18 protein-coding genes are annotated in these 19308 nt (G+C 41.9%); 5 read left to right on the plus strand and 13 right to left on the minus strand.

The window, feature by feature from the left end:
* Positions 1 to 611 precede the first annotated feature (611 nt).
* The 9 genes from AAC006_RS16660 to rpmH form a co-directional block, all read right to left on the minus strand.
* Positions 612 to 1433 (minus strand): ATP-binding protein, encoded by an 822-nt coding sequence (locus AAC006_RS16660; RefSeq protein WP_013786821.1) that lies wholly within the window; start codon positions 1431 to 1433, stop codon positions 612 to 614.
* Positions 1434 to 1437: 4 nt separating this feature from the next.
* Positions 1438 to 2109 (minus strand): DnaT-like ssDNA-binding domain-containing protein, encoded by a 672-nt coding sequence (locus AAC006_RS16665; RefSeq protein WP_013786822.1) that lies wholly within the window; start codon positions 2107 to 2109, stop codon positions 1438 to 1440.
* Positions 2106 to 2543 (minus strand): FMN-binding protein MioC, encoded by a 438-nt coding sequence (gene mioC, locus AAC006_RS16670; protein WP_013786823.1) that lies wholly within the window; start codon positions 2541 to 2543, stop codon positions 2106 to 2108. The genes AAC006_RS16665 and mioC overlap by 4 nt, the downstream gene beginning before the upstream one ends.
* Positions 2544 to 2546: 3 nt before the next feature.
* A complete protein-coding gene (gene mnmE / locus AAC006_RS16675) occupies positions 2547 to 3935 on the minus strand; it encodes a tRNA uridine-5-carboxymethylaminomethyl(34) synthesis GTPase MnmE (protein WP_013786824.1) in 1389 nt (462 codons plus the stop codon).
* A gap of 3 nt (positions 3936 to 3938) precedes the next feature.
* Positions 3939 to 4421, minus strand: a complete 483-nt coding sequence (locus AAC006_RS16680; RefSeq protein ID WP_013786825.1) for a YajQ family cyclic di-GMP-binding protein — start codon at positions 4419 to 4421, stop codon at positions 3939 to 3941.
* Positions 4422 to 4492: 71 nt separating this feature from the next.
* Positions 4493 to 6145 (minus strand): membrane protein insertase YidC, encoded by a 1653-nt coding sequence (gene yidC, locus AAC006_RS16685; RefSeq protein WP_338455487.1) that lies wholly within the window; start codon positions 6143 to 6145, stop codon positions 4493 to 4495.
* A gap of 10 nt (positions 6146 to 6155) precedes the next feature.
* Positions 6156 to 6404, minus strand: a complete 249-nt coding sequence (gene yidD / locus AAC006_RS16690) for a membrane protein insertion efficiency factor YidD (RefSeq protein ID WP_013786827.1) — start codon at positions 6402 to 6404, stop codon at positions 6156 to 6158.
* Positions 6389 to 6748, minus strand: coding sequence for a ribonuclease P protein component (gene rnpA / locus AAC006_RS16695; RefSeq protein ID WP_013786828.1), 360 nt, complete (start codon positions 6746 to 6748; stop codon positions 6389 to 6391). Before rnpA ends, yidD begins: the two co-directional genes overlap by 16 nt.
* A gap of 22 nt (positions 6749 to 6770) precedes the next feature.
* On the minus strand, positions 6771 to 6905 hold the full coding sequence (gene rpmH / locus AAC006_RS16700) for a 50S ribosomal protein L34 (protein WP_049791785.1): 135 nt from the start codon (positions 6903 to 6905) through the stop codon (positions 6771 to 6773).
* A gap of 605 nt (positions 6906 to 7510) precedes the next feature.
* Between rpmH and dnaA the strand changes: the two genes are divergently transcribed.
* The 4 genes from dnaA (at position 7511) to gyrB (ending at position 13946) form a co-directional block, all read left to right on the plus strand.
* Positions 7511 to 9190: a chromosomal replication initiator protein DnaA gene (dnaA, locus tag AAC006_RS16705; protein ID WP_208804728.1), complete on the plus strand. Its 1680-nt coding sequence runs from the start codon at positions 7511 to 7513 to the stop codon at positions 9188 to 9190.
* A gap of 31 nt (positions 9191 to 9221) precedes the next feature.
* Positions 9222 to 10322: a DNA polymerase III subunit beta gene (gene dnaN / locus AAC006_RS16710; protein WP_208804730.1), complete on the plus strand. Its 1101-nt coding sequence runs from the start codon at positions 9222 to 9224 to the stop codon at positions 10320 to 10322.
* Positions 10323 to 10428: 106 nt separating this feature from the next.
* Positions 10429 to 11517: a DNA replication/repair protein RecF gene (recF, locus tag AAC006_RS16715; RefSeq protein ID WP_208804732.1), complete on the plus strand. Its 1089-nt coding sequence runs from the start codon at positions 10429 to 10431 to the stop codon at positions 11515 to 11517.
* A gap of 8 nt (positions 11518 to 11525) precedes the next feature.
* Complete coding sequence (gene gyrB / locus AAC006_RS16720; RefSeq protein WP_288389161.1) at positions 11526 to 13946, plus strand: DNA topoisomerase (ATP-hydrolyzing) subunit B; 2421 nt, start codon at positions 11526 to 11528, stop codon at positions 13944 to 13946.
* A gap of 576 nt (positions 13947 to 14522) precedes the next feature.
* On the opposite strand, the gene AAC006_RS16725 is transcribed toward gyrB, so the two are convergent.
* The 3 genes from AAC006_RS16725 to glyQ form a co-directional block, all read right to left on the minus strand.
* Positions 14523 to 14969, minus strand: a complete 447-nt coding sequence (locus tag AAC006_RS16725; protein ID WP_339891934.1) for a hypothetical protein — start codon at positions 14967 to 14969, stop codon at positions 14523 to 14525.
* A gap of 71 nt (positions 14970 to 15040) precedes the next feature.
* Complete coding sequence (gene glyS, locus AAC006_RS16730; protein ID WP_339891936.1) at positions 15041 to 17119, minus strand: glycine--tRNA ligase subunit beta; 2079 nt, start codon at positions 17117 to 17119, stop codon at positions 15041 to 15043.
* A 2-nt stretch (positions 17120 to 17121) separates the two neighbouring features.
* Positions 17122 to 18027: a glycine--tRNA ligase subunit alpha gene (gene glyQ, locus AAC006_RS16735; RefSeq protein ID WP_013782512.1), complete on the minus strand. Its 906-nt coding sequence runs from the start codon at positions 18025 to 18027 to the stop codon at positions 17122 to 17124.
* A 149-nt stretch (positions 18028 to 18176) separates the two neighbouring features.
* On the opposite strand from glyQ, the gene AAC006_RS16740 reads away from it, so the two are divergent.
* Positions 18177 to 18764 (plus strand): DNA-3-methyladenine glycosylase I, encoded by a 588-nt coding sequence (locus AAC006_RS16740; RefSeq protein ID WP_339891938.1) that lies wholly within the window; start codon positions 18177 to 18179, stop codon positions 18762 to 18764.
* Between the two features lie 76 nt (positions 18765 to 18840).
* Here AAC006_RS16740 and AAC006_RS16745 read toward each other — a convergent pair whose 3' ends face one another.
* Positions 18841 to 19293: a DUF2489 domain-containing protein gene (locus tag AAC006_RS16745; protein WP_339891940.1), complete on the minus strand. Its 453-nt coding sequence runs from the start codon at positions 19291 to 19293 to the stop codon at positions 18841 to 18843.
* Between the last annotated feature and the right edge of the window lie 15 nt (positions 19294 to 19308).

Consider the following 19308-nt stretch of genomic DNA (forward strand, 5'->3'; position numbering starts at 1 on the left):
GTTAAATTTTCTTCAATGCTGTTGCTCATTTCTTTTCGACCTGGCTCTATTGATCTTAAGATCTTATATAGATCTGTTTATTTTTATTATTATTAGGATCAGCAAGATCTGTTAGTAACCCTTTAAAGCAGTTTCAGATCATGAAGTTACACGATCTAAAAGGTTGTGTAATACAGATCGATAACCCCCTCATAATCTTGTGTATAAACCCCTTAGTTATCCACATGGGCAATTGTGAATAAAGTTACTCATTCTTCAGTAAGAGCTTATACACAGTGGTTTGTAGGATCCTATCCACAGCACTGATCAAGATGTGATCGCACTGGGGATAAAATGTTGGTTAATACTACTGTTAGATCGTTAACTAAGCATAGAATATGGCTTTAAGAGCGATCTAACTGTGGATGAGATCTTTCCACAATTTCTGAGTGGATCATATGATCACTCATTATCTTTTATATTGTGATCAGGAAAATAATTGAAAATTTATGGAGGAAACAGAAAAAATGAGTGCCACAAGGGAGTAATGATCATTATTAATGACACCCTTTTAGAGAATTACGAGGGGGATTTTAATGATCTTTTAACGCTTACTGCCTGTGGCTTTTGGTTTAGCGTACCTGATTAGGTTGATATCTTGGTGTGATATTCTGTGCTTCGGCTTCATCTTGGGTTAAGCCTTCACGTCTACTTGGCCCTTGAAAGCGTACTTTGTAAGTATCGTATTCTTTGACTGACTCAAAGCAATAGCGCCCCATAGCGTGCTCTAGCTCGCCTAAACTGTGGTTAGTGATCAAGATACAGTTCTTTTTATTAACCAATCGTTGGCGTAATAAGTTACCTAACCAGCTTTGGGTATTCTTTTTAAGTACAGTTTCATTCACACACACTTCATCAAGAATGAGCAAATCGACTTCAAGTAGTTCCTGGTTTGCTTCTCTAAATTTCTGGCCTATGTTGTCTGTGGCACTAAAATCGTAAGAGGAATAACGCATTTCCAATAGGGTTGAAAGTTGCCTATACAATACGGAGATCTCATATTGTTCTATGAGTTGATGGGCGATCGCACCTGCAATATGAGACTTACCTCGGCCATAATCGCCGTAGAATAACATCATATGTGAGCCGCTTTGGCGCCACGCTGGATCATCGTGAGCGGCAATGAACGATTGAGCAATAGATACTGCTTCAATAACATCGTCACTGTCTTCAATTAAATTTGCGAATGTCCATTTTGGATTTAGATCAGAACGCCCATGAATGGCTTCTACGCGCGCTTTTTTAGAGCGCTGTTGTAGTTGACCAATCTCTTGGTTTGCTTGGTTCTCATATTGCTTTCTAAGCGTTGCGTAATCGATATATTCATCATTAGGCTCTGAAGGCTTGTTAAGTGCCTTTGCAAGATTTGCAATTTTATCTGTAATTCGATCCATAGCATCAATTCTTCTTTGTGGACGTGGCGTATTTTTCCACCAGCTTTCTTGCATTATCATCTGCTTCGATACCAGCTGCAACTTTCACTTGCTGATTTCCTACTTTTCTTACAGGAGAATAACCTGCAGCAAGGCGCTTATGTTTAATATTATGAGCGAATTTTTGTGTCCACTGGAATTCACTAAGTATCGTTCCAGGCCTACCAAGCCAGTATGAAATGAATTCGCCTACTTCATTATCATCATACTCAGTATCAATGATACCGAGAAGAGACGCCATTTCTAGGAACAGGTCCTTGTTTGGTTTCCAAGCCGCTGATATAGCAAAGTGAGATTTATGCAGGGCATCAAAATTCGATTGTGCATTATTTATTAAGGGCAGAAGTAGGGCTTTGCCGTTAATAGAATGGTCTAAATCTAACGCTTCTGGAAAAACCACCAGCCCAACAAGTTCAAGCTGTTTCAACAGGCTATTGATTTGCCGGCCTCGTTGATAGGGGAGGTCTTTTTGTTCGCCGTTTAATAGCGACAGTAAGAACTTATAATCGATAGGCGCAGTTGCCGTTGAAGCCGTATTAGCTGTTGGGCGTAAGCCAAGCAAGTAAAGTACGCGGCAATCGTTAGATAAGGGCGATTGCAGTACCGCGAGTTCAGCTTGCGTTAGCGTTGTGCTCATGCAGTTTCCAGCGTGCTTTCAAAGCGGGCTACCGCTTCATCTTCTGGAATAGGGTGTTCTAACACATCAATGTGTATGGGCGCGGCAAGAAGGGTAGCGCCGGTATTTTTCATTGTGGTTTCTATCTCTTTTGCGCCATGGCAGAAGGTATCGTAACTAGTGTCACCTAAACCAATCACATAGAAATTCACACCCTTCAAATCAGCATCTTTTAATGATTTCGCAAAAGGTTGGATATTATCAGGTAGTTCACCAGCACCATGGGTTGATGTACACAGTATCCATGTTGAATCTTTATTAATATCGTTAAGCGTTGGTTCAAGATGAATAGTGAAAGTATTGCCCTGCTGTTCAAGCATTTTCGCAATAGCTTCGGCTACATATTCTGAAGCGCCAAGCATGGTACCCACAATTATTTCGTAGTGCGTTGTCATCAATTATTTACCAATACAGAAAGATGAAAATATCTTACCAAGTAAGTCGTCTGAGGTGAATTCACCAGTGATTTCACATAATGACTGATGGGCTAATCGAAGTTCTTCTGCAAGTAATTCACCGGCCATAGCATCGTGAAGTTGTTGTTCGCCTATCACTACATATTCGTAGGCTTTTTCCAACGCATCTAGGTGACGTCTACGGGCAATGAATTGCCCTTCAGTGGTAGTGTCGAAACCCATGGTTTTGGCTAAATGATCCCGTAGGGTATCGATACCGTCGCTTTGTTTTGCTGAAATATTAATAACGGGCATGTCGCCATGTTCCGTTTTCACTTGATTCAGGCCTACTTGTAAGTCGCTTAGATCCGCTTTGTTTTTGATTACCGTGGTAGGAATACCCTCTGGTAAGCGCGCCATAAATTCAGGCCAAATTTTATAGGGATCTGCTATGTCGGTAGTGGTTGAATCGGTAACAAACAGTACGTGATCGGCTTCGCTAATGGCTTGCCATGCTCGCTCAATACCAATTTTTTCTACTTTGTCAGGGCTATCACGAAGACCAGCAGTATCAATGATATGTACCGGCATACCGTTAATGTGGATATGCTCTTTTAATACATCACGAGTAGTACCTGCAATCTCGGTCACAATGGCGCTATCCCGGCCTGCCAAAGCATTAAGTAAACTTGATTTACCCGCATTAGGACGCCCGGCAATAACCACCTGCATCCCTTCTCTAAGCAGGCTTCCCTGCTTGGCTTGTTCTCTCACCACTTGAAGATGCGCAAGTATGGCGGCTAAGTCACCAGACACTTTGCCATCAGATAAGAAATCAATTTCTTCTTCAGGAAAGTCGATTGCGGCTTCAACGTACATACGCAAATGAACGATTTGATCGGATAAGGTTTGTATTTGGGTTGAAAACTCGCCCTGTAACGAACGTAGCGCGCTTCTTGCCGCTTGTTTAGAGCTGGCATCTATTAAATCGGCGATCGCCTCAGCTTGCGCCAAATCGAGCTTATCGTTAATAAAGGCTTGTTCACTGAACTCACCTGGGTTGGCTAATCGCGCCTTACCAGTGGATAACACTGCGTCAATAAGCATATCCATCACAACCTGGCCGCCATGACCTTGTAGTTCTAATACATCTTCGCCCGTAAATGAATTAGGCCCTTTGAAGAATAGCGCGATACCTTGGTCGATAACGTTTTGTTGGCTATCGACAAACGGGGTATAGGTCGCCAATCTTGGCGTTAGCGCTGTGGGAACTAATACCTCAGCGATAGCCTTTGCGTAGGGACCTGAAACCCGCACTATTCCAACACCACCGCGCCCAGGGGCAGTAGCTTGAGCGGTAATGGTATCGGTTGTGATGATATGTGAATCCATATTTTAGTCGCGAAAGTTCTTAAATTGAAAAGGCTGACCTAAATCTGATGATTTAACCAAGGCCATGGCTTGTTGTAAATCGTCACGCTTTTTACCGGTTACTCGAAGTTCTTCACCTTGAATCGCCGTTTGTACCTTAATTTTCGCGTCTTTAATTATTTTTACGATTTTCTTAGCAATAGGCTGTTCTATGCCTTCTTTAAAAGCAATCGTTTGGCGATAGGTCTTTCCATTTGCGTCAAAAGGTTTTACGTCCAGAAAAGAAGTATCTAGGTTTCGTTTAGAACATGCGGTTCTAAACATACTTTCCATTTGCTGCAACTGGAATTCAGCTTCCGCTTTCATTACCACAGTTTTTTCTTTGTATTCAAAGCTCGCAACAATGCCGCGAAAGTCGAAACGTGTGGCAAGTTCCCGATGGGCATTTTCAGTGGCGTTACGCACTTCTTCCATATTGATTTCAGACACAATATCAAATGATGGCATAGTTAATTTATCCTCGTAGACAAAACAGCCCGCAATTGGCGGGCTGTTTATTATAAAAGAAATAGACGTTGCTATTTAATTCCCCGCTTCTCCATAGAAGCATATATCATTTTGGCTTGTACTAACGTAATGATGTTACTTACTAACCAGTATAATACTAGACCTGCTGGGAACCATAAGAAGAACACACTCATTGCCACAGGCATGAACTGCATTATCTTCTGCTGCATAGGGTCAGTAATTGTTGTCGGTTGTAGTTTCTGTAACAAGTACATACTTGCGCCCGTTAATATAGGCAATACAAAGTACGGGTCTTTCACTGATAAGTCAGTGATCCACAATGCAAAATCTGCATGGCGTAATTCAACACTTTCCATTAACACCCAATAGAGTGCTAGGAATATTGGCATTTGAAGTACGAGCGGTAAACAACCACCCATTGGGTTAACTTTTTCTTTCTTGTAAAGCTCCATCATTGACTGAGACATTTTTTGTCTGTCATCGCCAAAACGGTCTTTAAGTTGTTGCATTTTAGGCGCTAAGTTACGCATGCGAGCCATAGACTCGTATTGCTTCTTAGTCAGCCAGTACATAGCACCTTTCACTACGATAGTAATTAAGATGATGGCTACACCCCAGTTATTCACCAAGCTGTGCAAAAATGTAAGTAATGAAAACAGTGGTTGAGATATCCACCACAAAATGCCGTAATCAACGGTTAAATCTAGACCGCGAGCAATTTGAACCAATTTTCCTTGATCTTTTGGACCCATATAAAGGGTGCTAGACAACGTTTTTGTTTCGCCGGTATTAACCACTGCTGCTGGCATTAAAACACCAATAACTGCGTATTGATTTGAGATATTGCGCGAGTAAATGGTGTTAACTTGATCTTGTGGTGGTACCCAAGCTGATACAAAGTAATGCTCGAGCATACCAGCCCAACCTGCTTTGGTGGTTTCACGCAACTTGTCATCAGCGATATCATCAAAGGTGTATTTCTGATAACGATCGTCTTCGGTAGAATATGCAGCGCCGCGATAGGTAGGCATAAACATGTTACCGTCGTCTTCCGCATCAATAACTTGTTTCAATTGTGCATACTGCTGCACATTAGCCGCAGCACCTGAGTTATTCTGAACCGTGTAATTTACCGCAACGTTGTAATGGTCTTTTTTGAAGATGAACGTTTTAGTAACAGTAAGTCCTTGGTCGTTTTTCCATACCAAAGGTACTTCTAGCGTATCACCGGTCATCTCGTAGAAATTGCTGTCGGTACGATAAACAGGGCGACCACTGCTGCTAGCATCAGGTCCGTTAGCACCAATAAGACCACTTTGCGCTACATATAGGTTATTACCTGAACGTAATAAGCTATAAGGTTCTTCAGAGCCTTGGGTAACTGGAAACTTCAATAAGTCGGCGGTAATAACGTCGCCACCCAATAAGTCGATGCGAAGGTCTAGGCCATCAGTTTTAACTTCGATAATGCGGTTAGCATTTGATGCGCTAGCCATTGGTTTAGCTGCAGGTACGCTATCACCGGTAGGCACATCTTCAGATTGTGCATCATCAAATGATGGCACACCTTGTGATACCTGTTCGGCTTGCTCTGTTTGTACTTGCTGTACAGGTTGAGGTCCGTATTCTTTTTGCCATTGTTGCCAAAGCAAAAAGCTGACCAGCGCCAGGCCAATTATCAGAAAACTACGTTGCGATTCCATATAGGTCTCTTTATTTTGAGTGTTTATCTTGTTGTTTTTCCGGTACTGGGTCGTAACCACCGGCATGCAAAGGATGGCATCTTAATATGCGTTTGATTGATAGCCAACCGCCTTTTACTAATCCATGTGTTTTTAATGCTTCAATAGCATACCAAGAACATGATGGATGAAAACGACAGCGTTGTCCTAAAATAGGAGATATAAACCATTGATACAGTTTTATGAGTATCAGTGGTATCGCGATTAAGACGCGTTGCAACGTTTGGCTAATTTTTTCCATAGCTTATCCATCGTTGCGAAAATCTCTTGATTGCTAAGTTTATCAGCACCAGATTTACCAATTACGATAATATCCACATTTGGGAGATCATGTTGTTTATGGCGAAAACTTTCACGAATTAGACGTTTTAAACGATTACGGTCGTGAGCTTTACGAATGCGCTTTTTGGCAAGTGTAATGCCTAAACGTGGAGATGGTAGAGTATTGGTTCTTGCAAGGATGGTAAACGAGGGAGATACAGCTGGAATTGCATTATCAAACACATAGGTAAAGTGGGTGGGAGTTAACAGACGTAACTCCCGTGAAAAATGATTTTCGCCCACTTTAGGTGCTTTCTACTTAAGCTTAAGCAGAAAGACGAGCGCGGCCTTTTGCACGGCGAGCTGCTAGTATTTTACGACCATTTTTAGTCGCCATACGTGCACGAAAACCGTGAGAACGCTTACGCTTCAAATTGCTCGGTTGAAATGTTCTTTTCATGACCAAAGTCTCACTTATATTTAATTAAACATAGGCGTTTTTGGTAAACACTTTATTCTGTTGCCAGAGTAAGTTGTGCTTATCACCAGAAAAGCCCATCGAAAAAGGACGCTGAATTCTAGAGATCTCGGGGGCTACTGTCAATCAATAATCCATTATTTCGGTAGAAATTGTGAACAAAGTTTGCTGATAAGGCTTAAAAGCTAATCAGTCGCGATAATTTTAACTGTGAATAAGCTGGTTATAATTGGCGTTTTATCCACAGTTTTTTAAATTTTACGCCGTTAAGTACCGCATTTAGGCTGCGATCTCATTTAAAAATACGTATTTTAATTCTAATTTTAGCTAAATTAAGCACATTTTCGAATAAGCAGTCTTTTCATATTTATCAGCTAGTTACGAGCTTGATCCTAATGATCTCCAAAGATCGCCATTTACTTTTTGTTGATAAAGTAAGATAATCCACAGCTATTAAAACGATAAAACAAATTCTCGCTGCTACCCAACAATATACATCCGCCTGATTTTTCTTCTTGGCGCGCATTTCGGTGCCTGTTTCTTTGTATTGGTTGTTATTTGCGAGTTACCGGAGCTAAGTAACTTACATGTCTTTATGGAATCAATGTCTTGAACGTTTGCGTCAAGAATTACCCACGCAACAATTTAGTATGTGGATCAGACCTTTGGTTCCTCAAGAGGAAGAAGGTGTTGTGGCTTTATTTGCCCCTAACCGTTTTATTCTTGATTGGGTAAGAGATAAGTATCTTGATAATATTACCGGGTTACTGCGGGAATTTGCAGGTCCAAATGCACCTCAGTTACGTCTTGATGTTATGAGTAGAGAAAGCTTGAGCCGCAGTAGAGCTGCTGCTTCACCTGCGCCGCAGCAAGCTCAAAACCAAAATCAGGGGCACAACGAAAACCAAGGCCAAGCTGTTAGTCAATCGTATAACCAAGCACCTAGTCAGTCATTTAGCCAAGGTTCAGGTCAATCGTCTAACCCATATTCAGGACGATCGTCAGGAAATAAGACTGGGCAAGCGGGAATCGATCAGCAATCTATTGATAATAACAACAATACTGCGCCATCACCTGTTCAGGCGAGTGCCCGCTCTGCCATGCCCCAAACGGGCTACAGTCAGCAAAGCCACTCTGCGTCTAATCATGACAATAGACAGTATGATCAACGAAGTGCTGGATCTAACACAATGCGATCTGCGCCTCAGCAGCCTAAAGTGATCCCGATCCCAGAAGCGGCCAAGCATAAAAGTAATATTAACCCGACTTATCAGTTCGATAATTTCGTAGAAGGTAAATCTAACCAATTGGCTCGTGCCGCTGCTACGCAAGTAGCGAATAACCCGGGTAGTTCTTATAATCCGTTATTTATTTATGGTGGAACTGGTTTAGGTAAAACCCACTTATTGCATGCAGTAGGTAATGGCATTGTCGCGAATAATGAAAATGCCAAAATTGTGTATATGCACTCTGAGCGCTTTGTTCAAGATATGGTTAAGGCACTACAAAATAATGCGATAGAAGACTTCAAACGCTTCTACCGTTCAGTGGATGCGTTATTAATTGATGACATTCAATTCTTTGCTAATAAAGAACGTTCTCAAGAGGAATTCTTTCATACCTTTAATGCGTTACTTGAAGGTAATCAGCAAATCATACTTACGTCTGATAGGTACCCTAAAGAAATTGATGGGGTAGAGGACCGTCTTAAGTCTCGTTTCGGTTGGGGTTTAACCATTGCTATAGAACCCCCTGAATTAGAGACTCGAGTTGCCATCTTAATGCGTAAAGCTGCCGAGAACCGTATTCACTTGCCTAATGAAGTTGCTTTCTTTATTGCTAAACGATTGCGTTCGAATGTTCGTGAGTTAGAAGGGGCACTGAATCGAGTGATTGCCAACGCTAACTTCACCGGTCGCCCGATAACCATCGATTTTGTACGTGAAGCCCTAAGAGATTTATTAGCGCTTCAAGAAAAATTAGTTACGGTTGATAATATTCAGAAAACTGTGGCAGATTATTATAAGATTAAAGTTGCTGACATTTTATCTAAGCGAAGAAGTCGAAGTGTTGCACGGCCCAGACAAGTGGCGATGGCATTAGCGAAAGAGCTAACCAATCATAGTTTGCCTGAGTTAGGAAATGCCTTTGGTGGTCGAGACCATACAACGGTACTTCATGCCTGCAGAAAAATAACGCAGCTTAGAGAAGAAAGTCATGATATAAAAGAAGACTATAAGAACCTCATTCGGACTTTGTCTTCCTAAAAATGACCTTTAGAGGCGAGATAGCACAGCAATGAAATTTAGTATAAGCCGCGAACAATTCTTACAACCCCTTCAGCTGGTATCGGGGGCTGTAGAGCGTAGACACACATTACCTATTCTCTCTAACGTGCTCATTAAAGTTAGTGAAGACGCACTATGGCTAACAGGTACAGATTTAGAGGTTGAGCTCATTTCTAGCGTTAAGTTGGAAGGGGAGTTCACCGAAGGCGAAATCACCGTTCCTGCTAAGAAGCTCTTCGATATTATTCGAGGTATTTCTGAAGGCACCGATGTTCATTTCTCTATAGATGTTAACAAAGCGCTGATAAAAGCAGGGCGTGGTCGTTACACTCTATCTACTTTATCAGCCAACGATTATCCAAATCTAGAAGATTGGGAAGGTGAAGTAGAGTTTGAGATCACTTGTAGCGATATGAAGCGCTTGATTGATTCAACAAGTTTTTCAATGGCGCAACAAGATGTCCGCTATTATTTGAACGGTATGTCTTTAGAGACGGAAGAAAATATTATTCGCACTGTGGCAACTGACGGTCATCGTCTAGCACTATGTCGTTTAAGCTATGAGACCACGCTTCCTGCCCGACAAGTTATTATTCCTCGTAAGGGTGTGCTTGAAATATCTCGTTTGATCACTGAAGACGATAAGTCATTAAAAGTACAAATAGGCGCAAACCATTTACGTATTTTTTCAAACGACTTCATCTTCACCTCTAAACTTGTAGATGGCCGATTCCCTGATTATCGTCGTGTACTACCTCAAGATGGTGATAAAGAAATTATTGCCAGTAAAGCGGTACTGAAAGACGCGTTTTCACGAGCAGCCATTTTATCTAATGAAAAGTTTCGTGGGGTTCGTTTAAATCTTTCTTCTGGTGAACTGAAAATTACAGCTAATAACCCAGAGCAAGAAGAAGCCGAAGAAATTGTAGATGTAAGCTACCAAGGCGACGATTTAGAAATTGGGTTCAATGTCGCTTATCTTATTGATGTATTGAATTCGCTAGGGTCTGACGATGTGAAAATCAGTTTGTCTGATTCTAATGCGAGTGCATTGATTGAAGATGCTGCTGACGATGCTGCACTTTATGTCATTATGCCAATGCGTCTGTAATTATTAATATATTTCATTATCTATCGGCGATGGTGGTTACGATTAATCGTTTTCTTCCATCGCTGCTGTTTATCTCTTATTACCGTCCTTTTTACCGAGTCCTCTTATGAAACTGGACAAAGTCCAGCTTACGAACTTCCGTAACATTTCATCTGCTAATCTTTCACCTTCTCCTGCGTTAACAATTATCCGCGGTGTAAATGGCAGTGGAAAATCATCACTGGTTGAATCCATTTTCTATTTAGGTTTTGGCCGCTCCTTTCGTACTAATAAACACACATCTGTTATTAAGACGGGGGAAGAGGAGTTTAGTGTATTTGCTAGCTGCAAAAACGAAGAAAGTGAAACGTTAAACGTAGGCTTTCAGCGTAGAAGAAACGACACATTCACATGTAGTATTAACGGTGAGCATTCAAATAAACTTTCTGACTTAGTCAGTCTAGTACCCGTTCAACTGTTTACACCCCAAAGTACTGACCTCATTTTAGGTTCGCCTTCTGAACGTAGACGATTTTGTGATTGGGGATTGTTTCACGTGGAACATGACTTCCAAATGCTGTCAGTACAGTTTTCAAAATTTCTTAAGCACCGTAATGCACTATTGAAACAGCAGTCTGATTTGTCGGCACCACAAAACCAGTATTGGGAACAATGTTTTTTAGAGCGGGCAGAAGCGCTGTCGATAAAACGAGAAGACTATATATCAAAACTGACGCCTATTTTTGAAAAATATGCGACAACATTTCTAGCTGAGTACGAAGTTTCCCTTAATTACTACAAAGGATGGGAAAAAGATGCGTCTTTAGCAGAAAGCTTAGTTAAAAAACGTGAGTATGATGGTAAAATAGGTCATACAACTTCTGGCCCCCATAAGGCTGATATTAAGCTAAAAGTTAATGGGGTTAATGCCCAAGAGTTATTATCACGTGGGCAGCTTAGAATGGCTGTTGCGGCGCTGCAAATGGCGCAAACAGAACTATTTAATACTTTAACTAACAGGAAGAGTATCTTCTTGTTAGATGATGTAGGCGCAGAACTTGACGCCGATAAACGTGAGTTATTTATAGACGGGCTGTTGGATATGGATACGCAGGTTTTCGTTACTGCAATTGAATCTTCGCAGCTTGAATTCATACAAAAATATAACGAAAAGAAAATGTTTCACGTGGAACATGGAAGCGTGAAAGAGGAGTAAAACCTAGTATGTCAGAACAGAATAATTACGACTCGTCCAGTATCAAGGTACTTAAAGGATTAGACGCCGTACGAAAGCGTCCTGGTATGTATATCGGTGACACGGACGATGGTACAGGACTTCACCACATGGTTTTCGAGGTTGTTGATAACTCGATAGATGAAGCATTGGCTGGACACTGTTCAGAAATCGTTGTGCAAATACACACAGATGGCTCTGTTTCTGTATACGATGACGGTAGAGGAATTCCCACTGCAGTGCACGAAGAAGAAGGTGTGTCTGCGGCTGAAGTTATTATGACAGTTCTGCATGCTGGCGGTAAGTTCGATGATAACTCTTATAAAGTATCTGGCGGACTACACGGCGTTGGTGTTTCAGTAGTAAACGCATTATCGAGCAAGTTGAAGCTTCGTATTCGTCGTGAAGGCAAAACACACGAACAAGAATATCAACATGGTGTTCCTCAAGCGCCTTTAGCTGTAATTGGTGAAACTGATAAAACAGGTACTAGTGTTCGCTTTTGGCCAAGCTCAGATACCTTTACTAACACCTTATTTCATTACGATATTCTAGCTAAACGTTTAAGAGAGTTATCTTTCCTTAACTCTGGTATTTCAATTCGATTGAAAGACGAGCGTGACGGTAAAGAAGATCACTTCATGTACGAAGGTGGAATTAAAGCTTTTGTTGAATACTTGAATCAAAAGAAGACACCTGTTCACCAGAAGGTTTTCCATTTTACGCATGAACAAGAAGATGGTATTTCAGTAGAAGTGTCTATGCAGTGGAATGATGGCTTCCAAGAAAATATCTACTGCTTTACCAACAACATTCCTCAAAGGGACGGTGGTACTCACTTAGCTGGTTTCCGTGGAGCGTTAACAAGAACGCTTAATAACTACATGGAAAAAGAGGGTATGAACAAAAAGGCCAAAACTAACACGAGCGGTGATGATGCGCGTGAAGGTTTAACGGCTGTTGTATCAGTGAAAGTTCCTGATCCTAAATTCTCTTCTCAAACTAAGGATAAGCTGGTTTCATCAGAAGTGAAAACAGCAGTTGAATCAGCAATGAACGAAAAGCTTGCTGAGTTCTTACTTGAGAACCCTGCCGAAAGTAGAATTATTGCAGGTAAAATTATCGATGCTGCACGGGCTCGAGACGCTGCACGTAAAGCACGTGAAATGACTCGCCGTAAGGGCGCGTTAGACTTAGCTGGTTTGCCAGGTAAGCTTGCAGATTGTCAGGAAAAAGACCCTGCACTAAGCGAACTATATATAGTGGAAGGAGACTCTGCTGGCGGCTCAGCCAAGCAGGGACGAAACCGTAAGAACCAAGCTATTCTTCCGCTTAAAGGGAAAATATTAAACGTTGAGAAAGCACGTTTTGACAAAATGCTTTCTTCACAAGAAGTTGCCACGCTGATCACCGCACTAGGTTGTGGTATTGGACGCGACGAATATAACCCAGAAAAACTACGTTATCACAGCATTATTATCATGACGGATGCTGATGTGGATGGCTCGCACATTCGTACATTGCTACTGACATTCTTCTACCGTCAAATGCCAGAAATCATTGAGCGTGGTTATATTTATATTGCTCAGCCGCCGCTTTATAAAGTGAAAAAAGGTAAGCAAGAACAGTATCTGAAAGATGATGATGCGTTAACGGCATACCTAACCTCTATCGCTATTGATGGTTCATCTCTGCACACGAGTGATGATGACCCAGGTATTAGTGGTGTAGCGTTAGAGCAATTGGTAACCTTATACCAATCTGCAGAGAAGATGATTACGCGCATGAAGCGTCTAATGCCTTCCTCTATTCTTTATAGAATGATTTATACGCCTACATTGAATCTAGAAGATTTAAAAGATGAAAGCACACTAGCAAACGTAGCTGAGCACTTTGTTGCACAGCTTACTGAACGTGAAAATGATGGCGCAACATACCGCTATGAAATACGCAGAGACATCGAACTTAGCGAATTCTATATCACCATTATCATGCGTATGCATGGTATCGATTACGAATACGTAATTGGTCACGACTTTATTGAGTCTACTGAATATCAGCGTCTTAAAGAGCTTAATTTGGCGATTAACGACATGATGAGCGAAAATGCGTTTATACAACGTGGTGATCGTAAAATGCCTGTAGAGTCATTCAAAGAAGCACTAGATTGGTTAATGAGTGAAGCTAAACGTGGTCAGTACATTCAGCGCTATAAAGGGCTAGGTGAGATGAACCCAAGCCAGCTTTGGGAAACCACCATGGATCCTGAAGGTCGTAGAATGCTTCAAGTTAAAATTGAAGATGCTATAGCGTGTGACCAGTTGTTTACTACGCTAATGGGTGACCAAGTAGAACCAAGAAGAAACTTCATTGAAGCTAACGCGTTGAGAGTAGAAAACTTAGACGTGTAAGAGGTCAATGACTCCACACGTTAGATTAGTGTGAAAAGATAAAGAAAAAGCCTGGCTTCTTTAGAAAGGATCCGGGCTTTTTTATTGTTAAACCCCACCTAACATACGCAATATTTACACTTACACCTAGACTTGTGGCCTTAGGATATCCTCCTACAACAGATTACCTGCCGATTGACTTGCTACCCCCCCCCAAAAAAATGCCACAAGAAAACCTCTGTAGTACTCACAGAGTCGCGCCTGAAGTATATGGAGTGGGGCAAAGTGAGTGTGAGGTGGAAAATAATATACCTTACAGAAGAGGACGATATTGCATCGGGTTATGATGGTCATGAAGACAAAATAACGCCGCGCTATGTCTAATTAATTAATAATGAAGCCATGGCGGCAGGTGTGATTAAGCAAAGACAATAAGACAACGTAGTGACGATTGAGAGCCTTAATCAGCGTTAATTAAAAAGATAATACGCTAATGCAAAAAGGCTAGGTCAAAAAAAAGAGTAGGGTTTGATACCTACTCTTTTCTAATTTGTAGCGCTATGTATAAGCGACATATAAGCAGCTAGGAACCAAACCTTACTGCGTTCGAGTTATCACCAAACTCACTTCATTGTCGTCTGCAGGCGCAATCTGAAAACGGTATATCCCTGTATTAGAGGGTGTAAACTGAAGGTTTTCAGAACCTTGTTTACAGGCTAAGAATATCTTAGTGCTTACCATAACAGGCTGACCTTTATAATTACCCCCACAACTTTGACTCGGTGTCCAAATAGCATCAGACAAACGAAAATCATAGGGCTGTCCATCAGCGATAAGTTCTACATTTACGAACCAACCCTTACTATCTTTTTTAAATTGATAGGCCGATGTGGCTTCCCACCAATTAAATACGCCTCGAAGATACAAGTTTTCGAACTGAATTTTTGGCACGGACTGGGCTACTTCTGGGATAGAAAAACCACTTCTGCTTGAACAGGCAGAAACAAAGAGCGAAAAAATAATGACTAAAAGGGTTTTATTCACACTAACTCCAATAAAAAAACGCTCAACAGATGTTGAGCGTTTGTAGTCTATAGCTTACTTACCAAACTAATTTAAGACTTTGCCAACAGGGAAATATCTGCGGTTGTAAGGAAAAGTTGCCTTAAAAGCGATAACAACGCAAGTCTGTTTTGTTTAACCGCGTCATCGTCTGCCATTACCATCACATCATCAAAGAAGCTATCGATAGCTTTACGCAACGTTGCCATAGTTGAAAGTATTTTAGTGTAATCTTGAGTAGCAACAGCGGTAGTTACCACAGATTCAGCCGACATTAGCGCGCTATAAAGTGCCTTTTCAGCGTCTTCACTTAGCAATGATTCATCAATAGATGCATTACCGCTGCTGTCGACACCTTGCTTAGCTAGTATGTTCGCTACACGCTTGTTAGCTGCTGCTAATGCCTGAGCTTCATCAAGCTGTTTAAACTCGGCTACCGCGTTTACACGAGCTACATAATCACGAGGTTGGGTAGGGCGCCTAGCGGAAACCGCTTGAATAACATCAATAGCGATACCTTGGTCTTGCAACACCGCGACAAATCTTGCTAATACAAAGTCGACAACCTGTGCTTGGAAGTCTTGGTTAGAAAGCTTATTACCGTATACTTCACCCGCTTTAGCAACAAGTGCTTCAAGATCTAGTGGTAGTGAAAGTTCGGTGATGATGCGCAGTACACCAATAGCTGCCCGGCGTAACGCGAAAGGGTCTTTATCACCTTTCGGTAGTTGGCCAATACCAAAAATTCCGACTAAAGTATCTAGCTTGTCAGCAAGTGCGACTGCAGCACTGATTCCAGGGGAAGGCAAAGCGTCACCGGCAAATCTAGGCATATACTGTTCGTAAAGCGCTTCAGCAACCGCCGCATCTTCACCATCATTTAACGCATAGTATTTACCCATAACGCCTTGTACGTCTGGGAATTCCATTACCATGTTGGTCATCAAATCAGTTTTAGCAAGTAAACCTGCACGAGCCGCAAGGGCTTCATTCGCGTCGATTTGTGACGCAATAAAACCAGATAGCGCAGAAATACGTTCAGATTTTTCTTTAAGTGTTCCTAATTGCTTTTGGAAAAGCACGCTCTCAAGGCTGGCAAGTCTGCTTTCAAGTGATGTCTTTTTATCACTGTTAAAGAAGAACTCAGCATCAGCTAGGCGAGGGCGAATAACTTTTTCATTGCCGCTTATTACCTGAATAGGATCTTGGCTTTCAATATTACTGACAAATAAGAACGTGTTAGAAAGCTGACCTTCGCTATCAAGCAATGGCACATATTTCTGATCGTCTTTCATGGTGTAAATAAGCGCTTCTTTAGGCACCGCTAAGAAGCCTTCTTCAAAGCTTGCTTGCATCACTACCGGCCATTCAACCAATGAAGCAATTTCTTCAAGCAGGTCTTCGTTAAAATCAGGTGTAAGCGAAAGCGCATCAGCAGCAGTTTGTAGTTGCTGACGTACCTTGTCTTTACGCGCGGTAAAATCAGCTACCACGTAATGCGCTTCCAAGGCACTTGCGTAGTTGTCAGCATGGTCTAGCTCAAAGCGCGCTTCACCATGGAAGCGATGACCTTGAATAGTCCTTCCGCTTGCTAAGCCTAACGCGGTTAAGTTCACTACTTCACTGCCATACAACGCCGTAAGGGTATGAACTGGGCGAATAAACTGCGTAGTGTAATTACCCCAACGCATCGCTTTAGGGATAGGAAGCTTAGCAATAGCCTGGTTAAGTAAAGACGCTAGTAACTCGCCAATCTGTTTGCCTGGCACGTGCGCTTTGTGCAACAGCCATTCACCTTTGTCGGTAACAAGGCGTTCAGCATCTTCTACACTAATACCATTACCACGGGCCCAACCTTGAGCGGCTTTAGTAGGGTTGCCATCTGCATCAAAAGCGGCACTTACAGCAGGGCCGCGTTTTTCTACCGTTTTATCAGCTTGGCTTTCAGCCAACGCAGAAACATAAACAGCTAAGCGACGTGGTGCTGCAAACCAGCTTACGCTGGTAAAACTAAGCTCAGCAGCGCTAAGTGCTGCCTCAAATTGCTGTGCAAAGGCTTCGCCAAGAGACTTAAGCGCTTTAGGTGGAAGCTCTTCTGTTCCAAGCTCTATCAAACAATTCTCTGTTCGCACCCTTAAGACTCCTTATTACAAAGTGGGAAACCAAGCGCTTCACGCTTCTGGAAATAGCTTTCAGCACATGCTTTTGCGAGAGTACGAACGCGTAAAATATAGCGTTGACGTTCTGTCACTGAAATAGCATGGCGAGCATCTAGCATATTAAATGCATGAGATGCCTTCATGACTTGCTCGTAGGCAGGTAGTGGTAAATTCTTCTCGATAAGTAGTTGGCTAGCTGCTTCACATTCATCGAATGTACGGAACAGGGCATCAACGTTGGCATATTCAAAGTTATAGGTAGATTGCTCTACTTCATTTTGATGGAATACGTCGCCATAGGTGACTTTACCCATAGGGCCATCTGCCCATACTAAGTCGTAAATGCTATCTACGCCTTGTACATACATGGCTAAACGTTCTAGGCCGTAAGTAATTTCGCCCGTAACTGGCTTACATTCAATACCGCCAACTTGTTGGAAGTAAGTGAACTGCGTCACTTCCATACCATTAAGCCATACTTCCCAACCAAGGCCCCAAGCGCCAAGGGTAGGTGACTCCCAGTTGTCTTCAACAAAGCGAATGTCATGCACCAGTGGATCGAAACCTAATTCTTTCAAAGAACCCAAATACAATTCCTGAATATTGTCAGGAGAAGGCTTCAACATGACTTGGAATTGATAGTAATGTTGTAAGCGGTTTGGGTTTTCACCGTATCGACCATCAGTAGGACGACGGCAAGTTTGTACATAGGCACTGCTCATAGGCTCTGGGCCTAATGAACGAAGAAATGTCATTGGGTGAAAGGTACCCGCACCTACTTCCATATCAAGGGGCTGAATGATTACGCACCCTTGACGCGCCCAATAATCTTGAAGCGCAAGGATCAAACCTTGAAAGGTATTAATATCGTATTTCTGCATACATCCGCTGCTTATTGGTTATCTGTATCTTTAAAGGTGGGATAGTATACAATTTGTAACGCATAGTATGTAGGTGTAAAGCGTTAAAAAGCGCCATGAAACCCGCTAAAAGATGACTAAAAGGTCGATTGAAGAGGCTATTTAAGATTATGACATCAACTGGATTGAATCGGTGTGGCTGGGTGAGCGATGACCTTCTATATCAAAAATACCACGATGAGCAGTGGGGGCGACCTGTTTTCGATAGCAAAGAGTTGTTCGCTAAACTTTGTTTGGACGGTCAACAGGCTGGATTGTCGTGGATAACCATTTTAAAAAAACAAGAAAATTATGAAGCTGCTTTCCATGACTTTGAGCCTACAAAAATAATTCAAATGGATGAGCAAGAAATAGCGGCATGCTTGCAAAACCCTGGCATTGTGCGCAACAAGCTAAAAGTCGAGTCAATTATTAAGAATGCCCATGGCTATTTAAACATCGAAAAACGCCAAAGTTTTTCTGACTTTATTTGGCAGTTTACCGACGGTAAAACTATTATCAATGAATGGAAAGACTTTAAAGAAGCGCCTACCTTTACTGCTGAATCCAAAGCAATGTCGAAAGCGCTGAAAAAAGAGGGCTTTTCCTTTGTAGGGGAAACCATTTGTTATGCATTCATGCAAGCGGTAGGCATAGTGAATGACCATGTTACAGGCTGTCATTGTTACGAAGAAACCTGTCAACTAGCAAGGCGCTAATTCTGAATAAAATCCCAATAAAAAAGCGCTTCATAAGAAGCGCCTTTAAAGAGTGTACCGATATTATAACAACCAGCTAGATAATGGACTGACAATACGCCTTTATTGCTGGCATTTCACCTAACACTTTAGATTCATAATCAGACTCAATTTGCTCTCTAGCATAGTCTTGCTTACGCCTTTCTTGTTTAGTCAGCTTCTGCCTATCTTCTAGCACGGCAAAACCGCTCACTGCTACGAATAACGCATAAGTATGAGGGTAGGACGCTTTATGATCTGGTGGAGACAAAATAGGTAATGCGCCCAACAAATTGACTATCCGAATAACCCCTTCAGATAAGTCGCACTGTTGTTGTTCCATTGCCTTAGCGATAGTATAAATACTTTCGCTAATCGTTTTTATGCGCTCGTTTCTTACCTTCTGCTGGCGTTGGTTTTGTTGCTTAAGCTGGAACAACAACCGGCCGGCATAAAAACCAAGTGCGACTATAACTAATAGCGCCACAATAACTAACACTGTCCACAGCATAAAACAGAGCCCGCC

The organism is uncultured Alteromonas sp., assembly GCF_963976965.1.
GTDB classification, from domain to species: domain Bacteria; phylum Pseudomonadota; class Gammaproteobacteria; order Enterobacterales; family Alteromonadaceae; genus Alteromonas; species Alteromonas naphthalenivorans.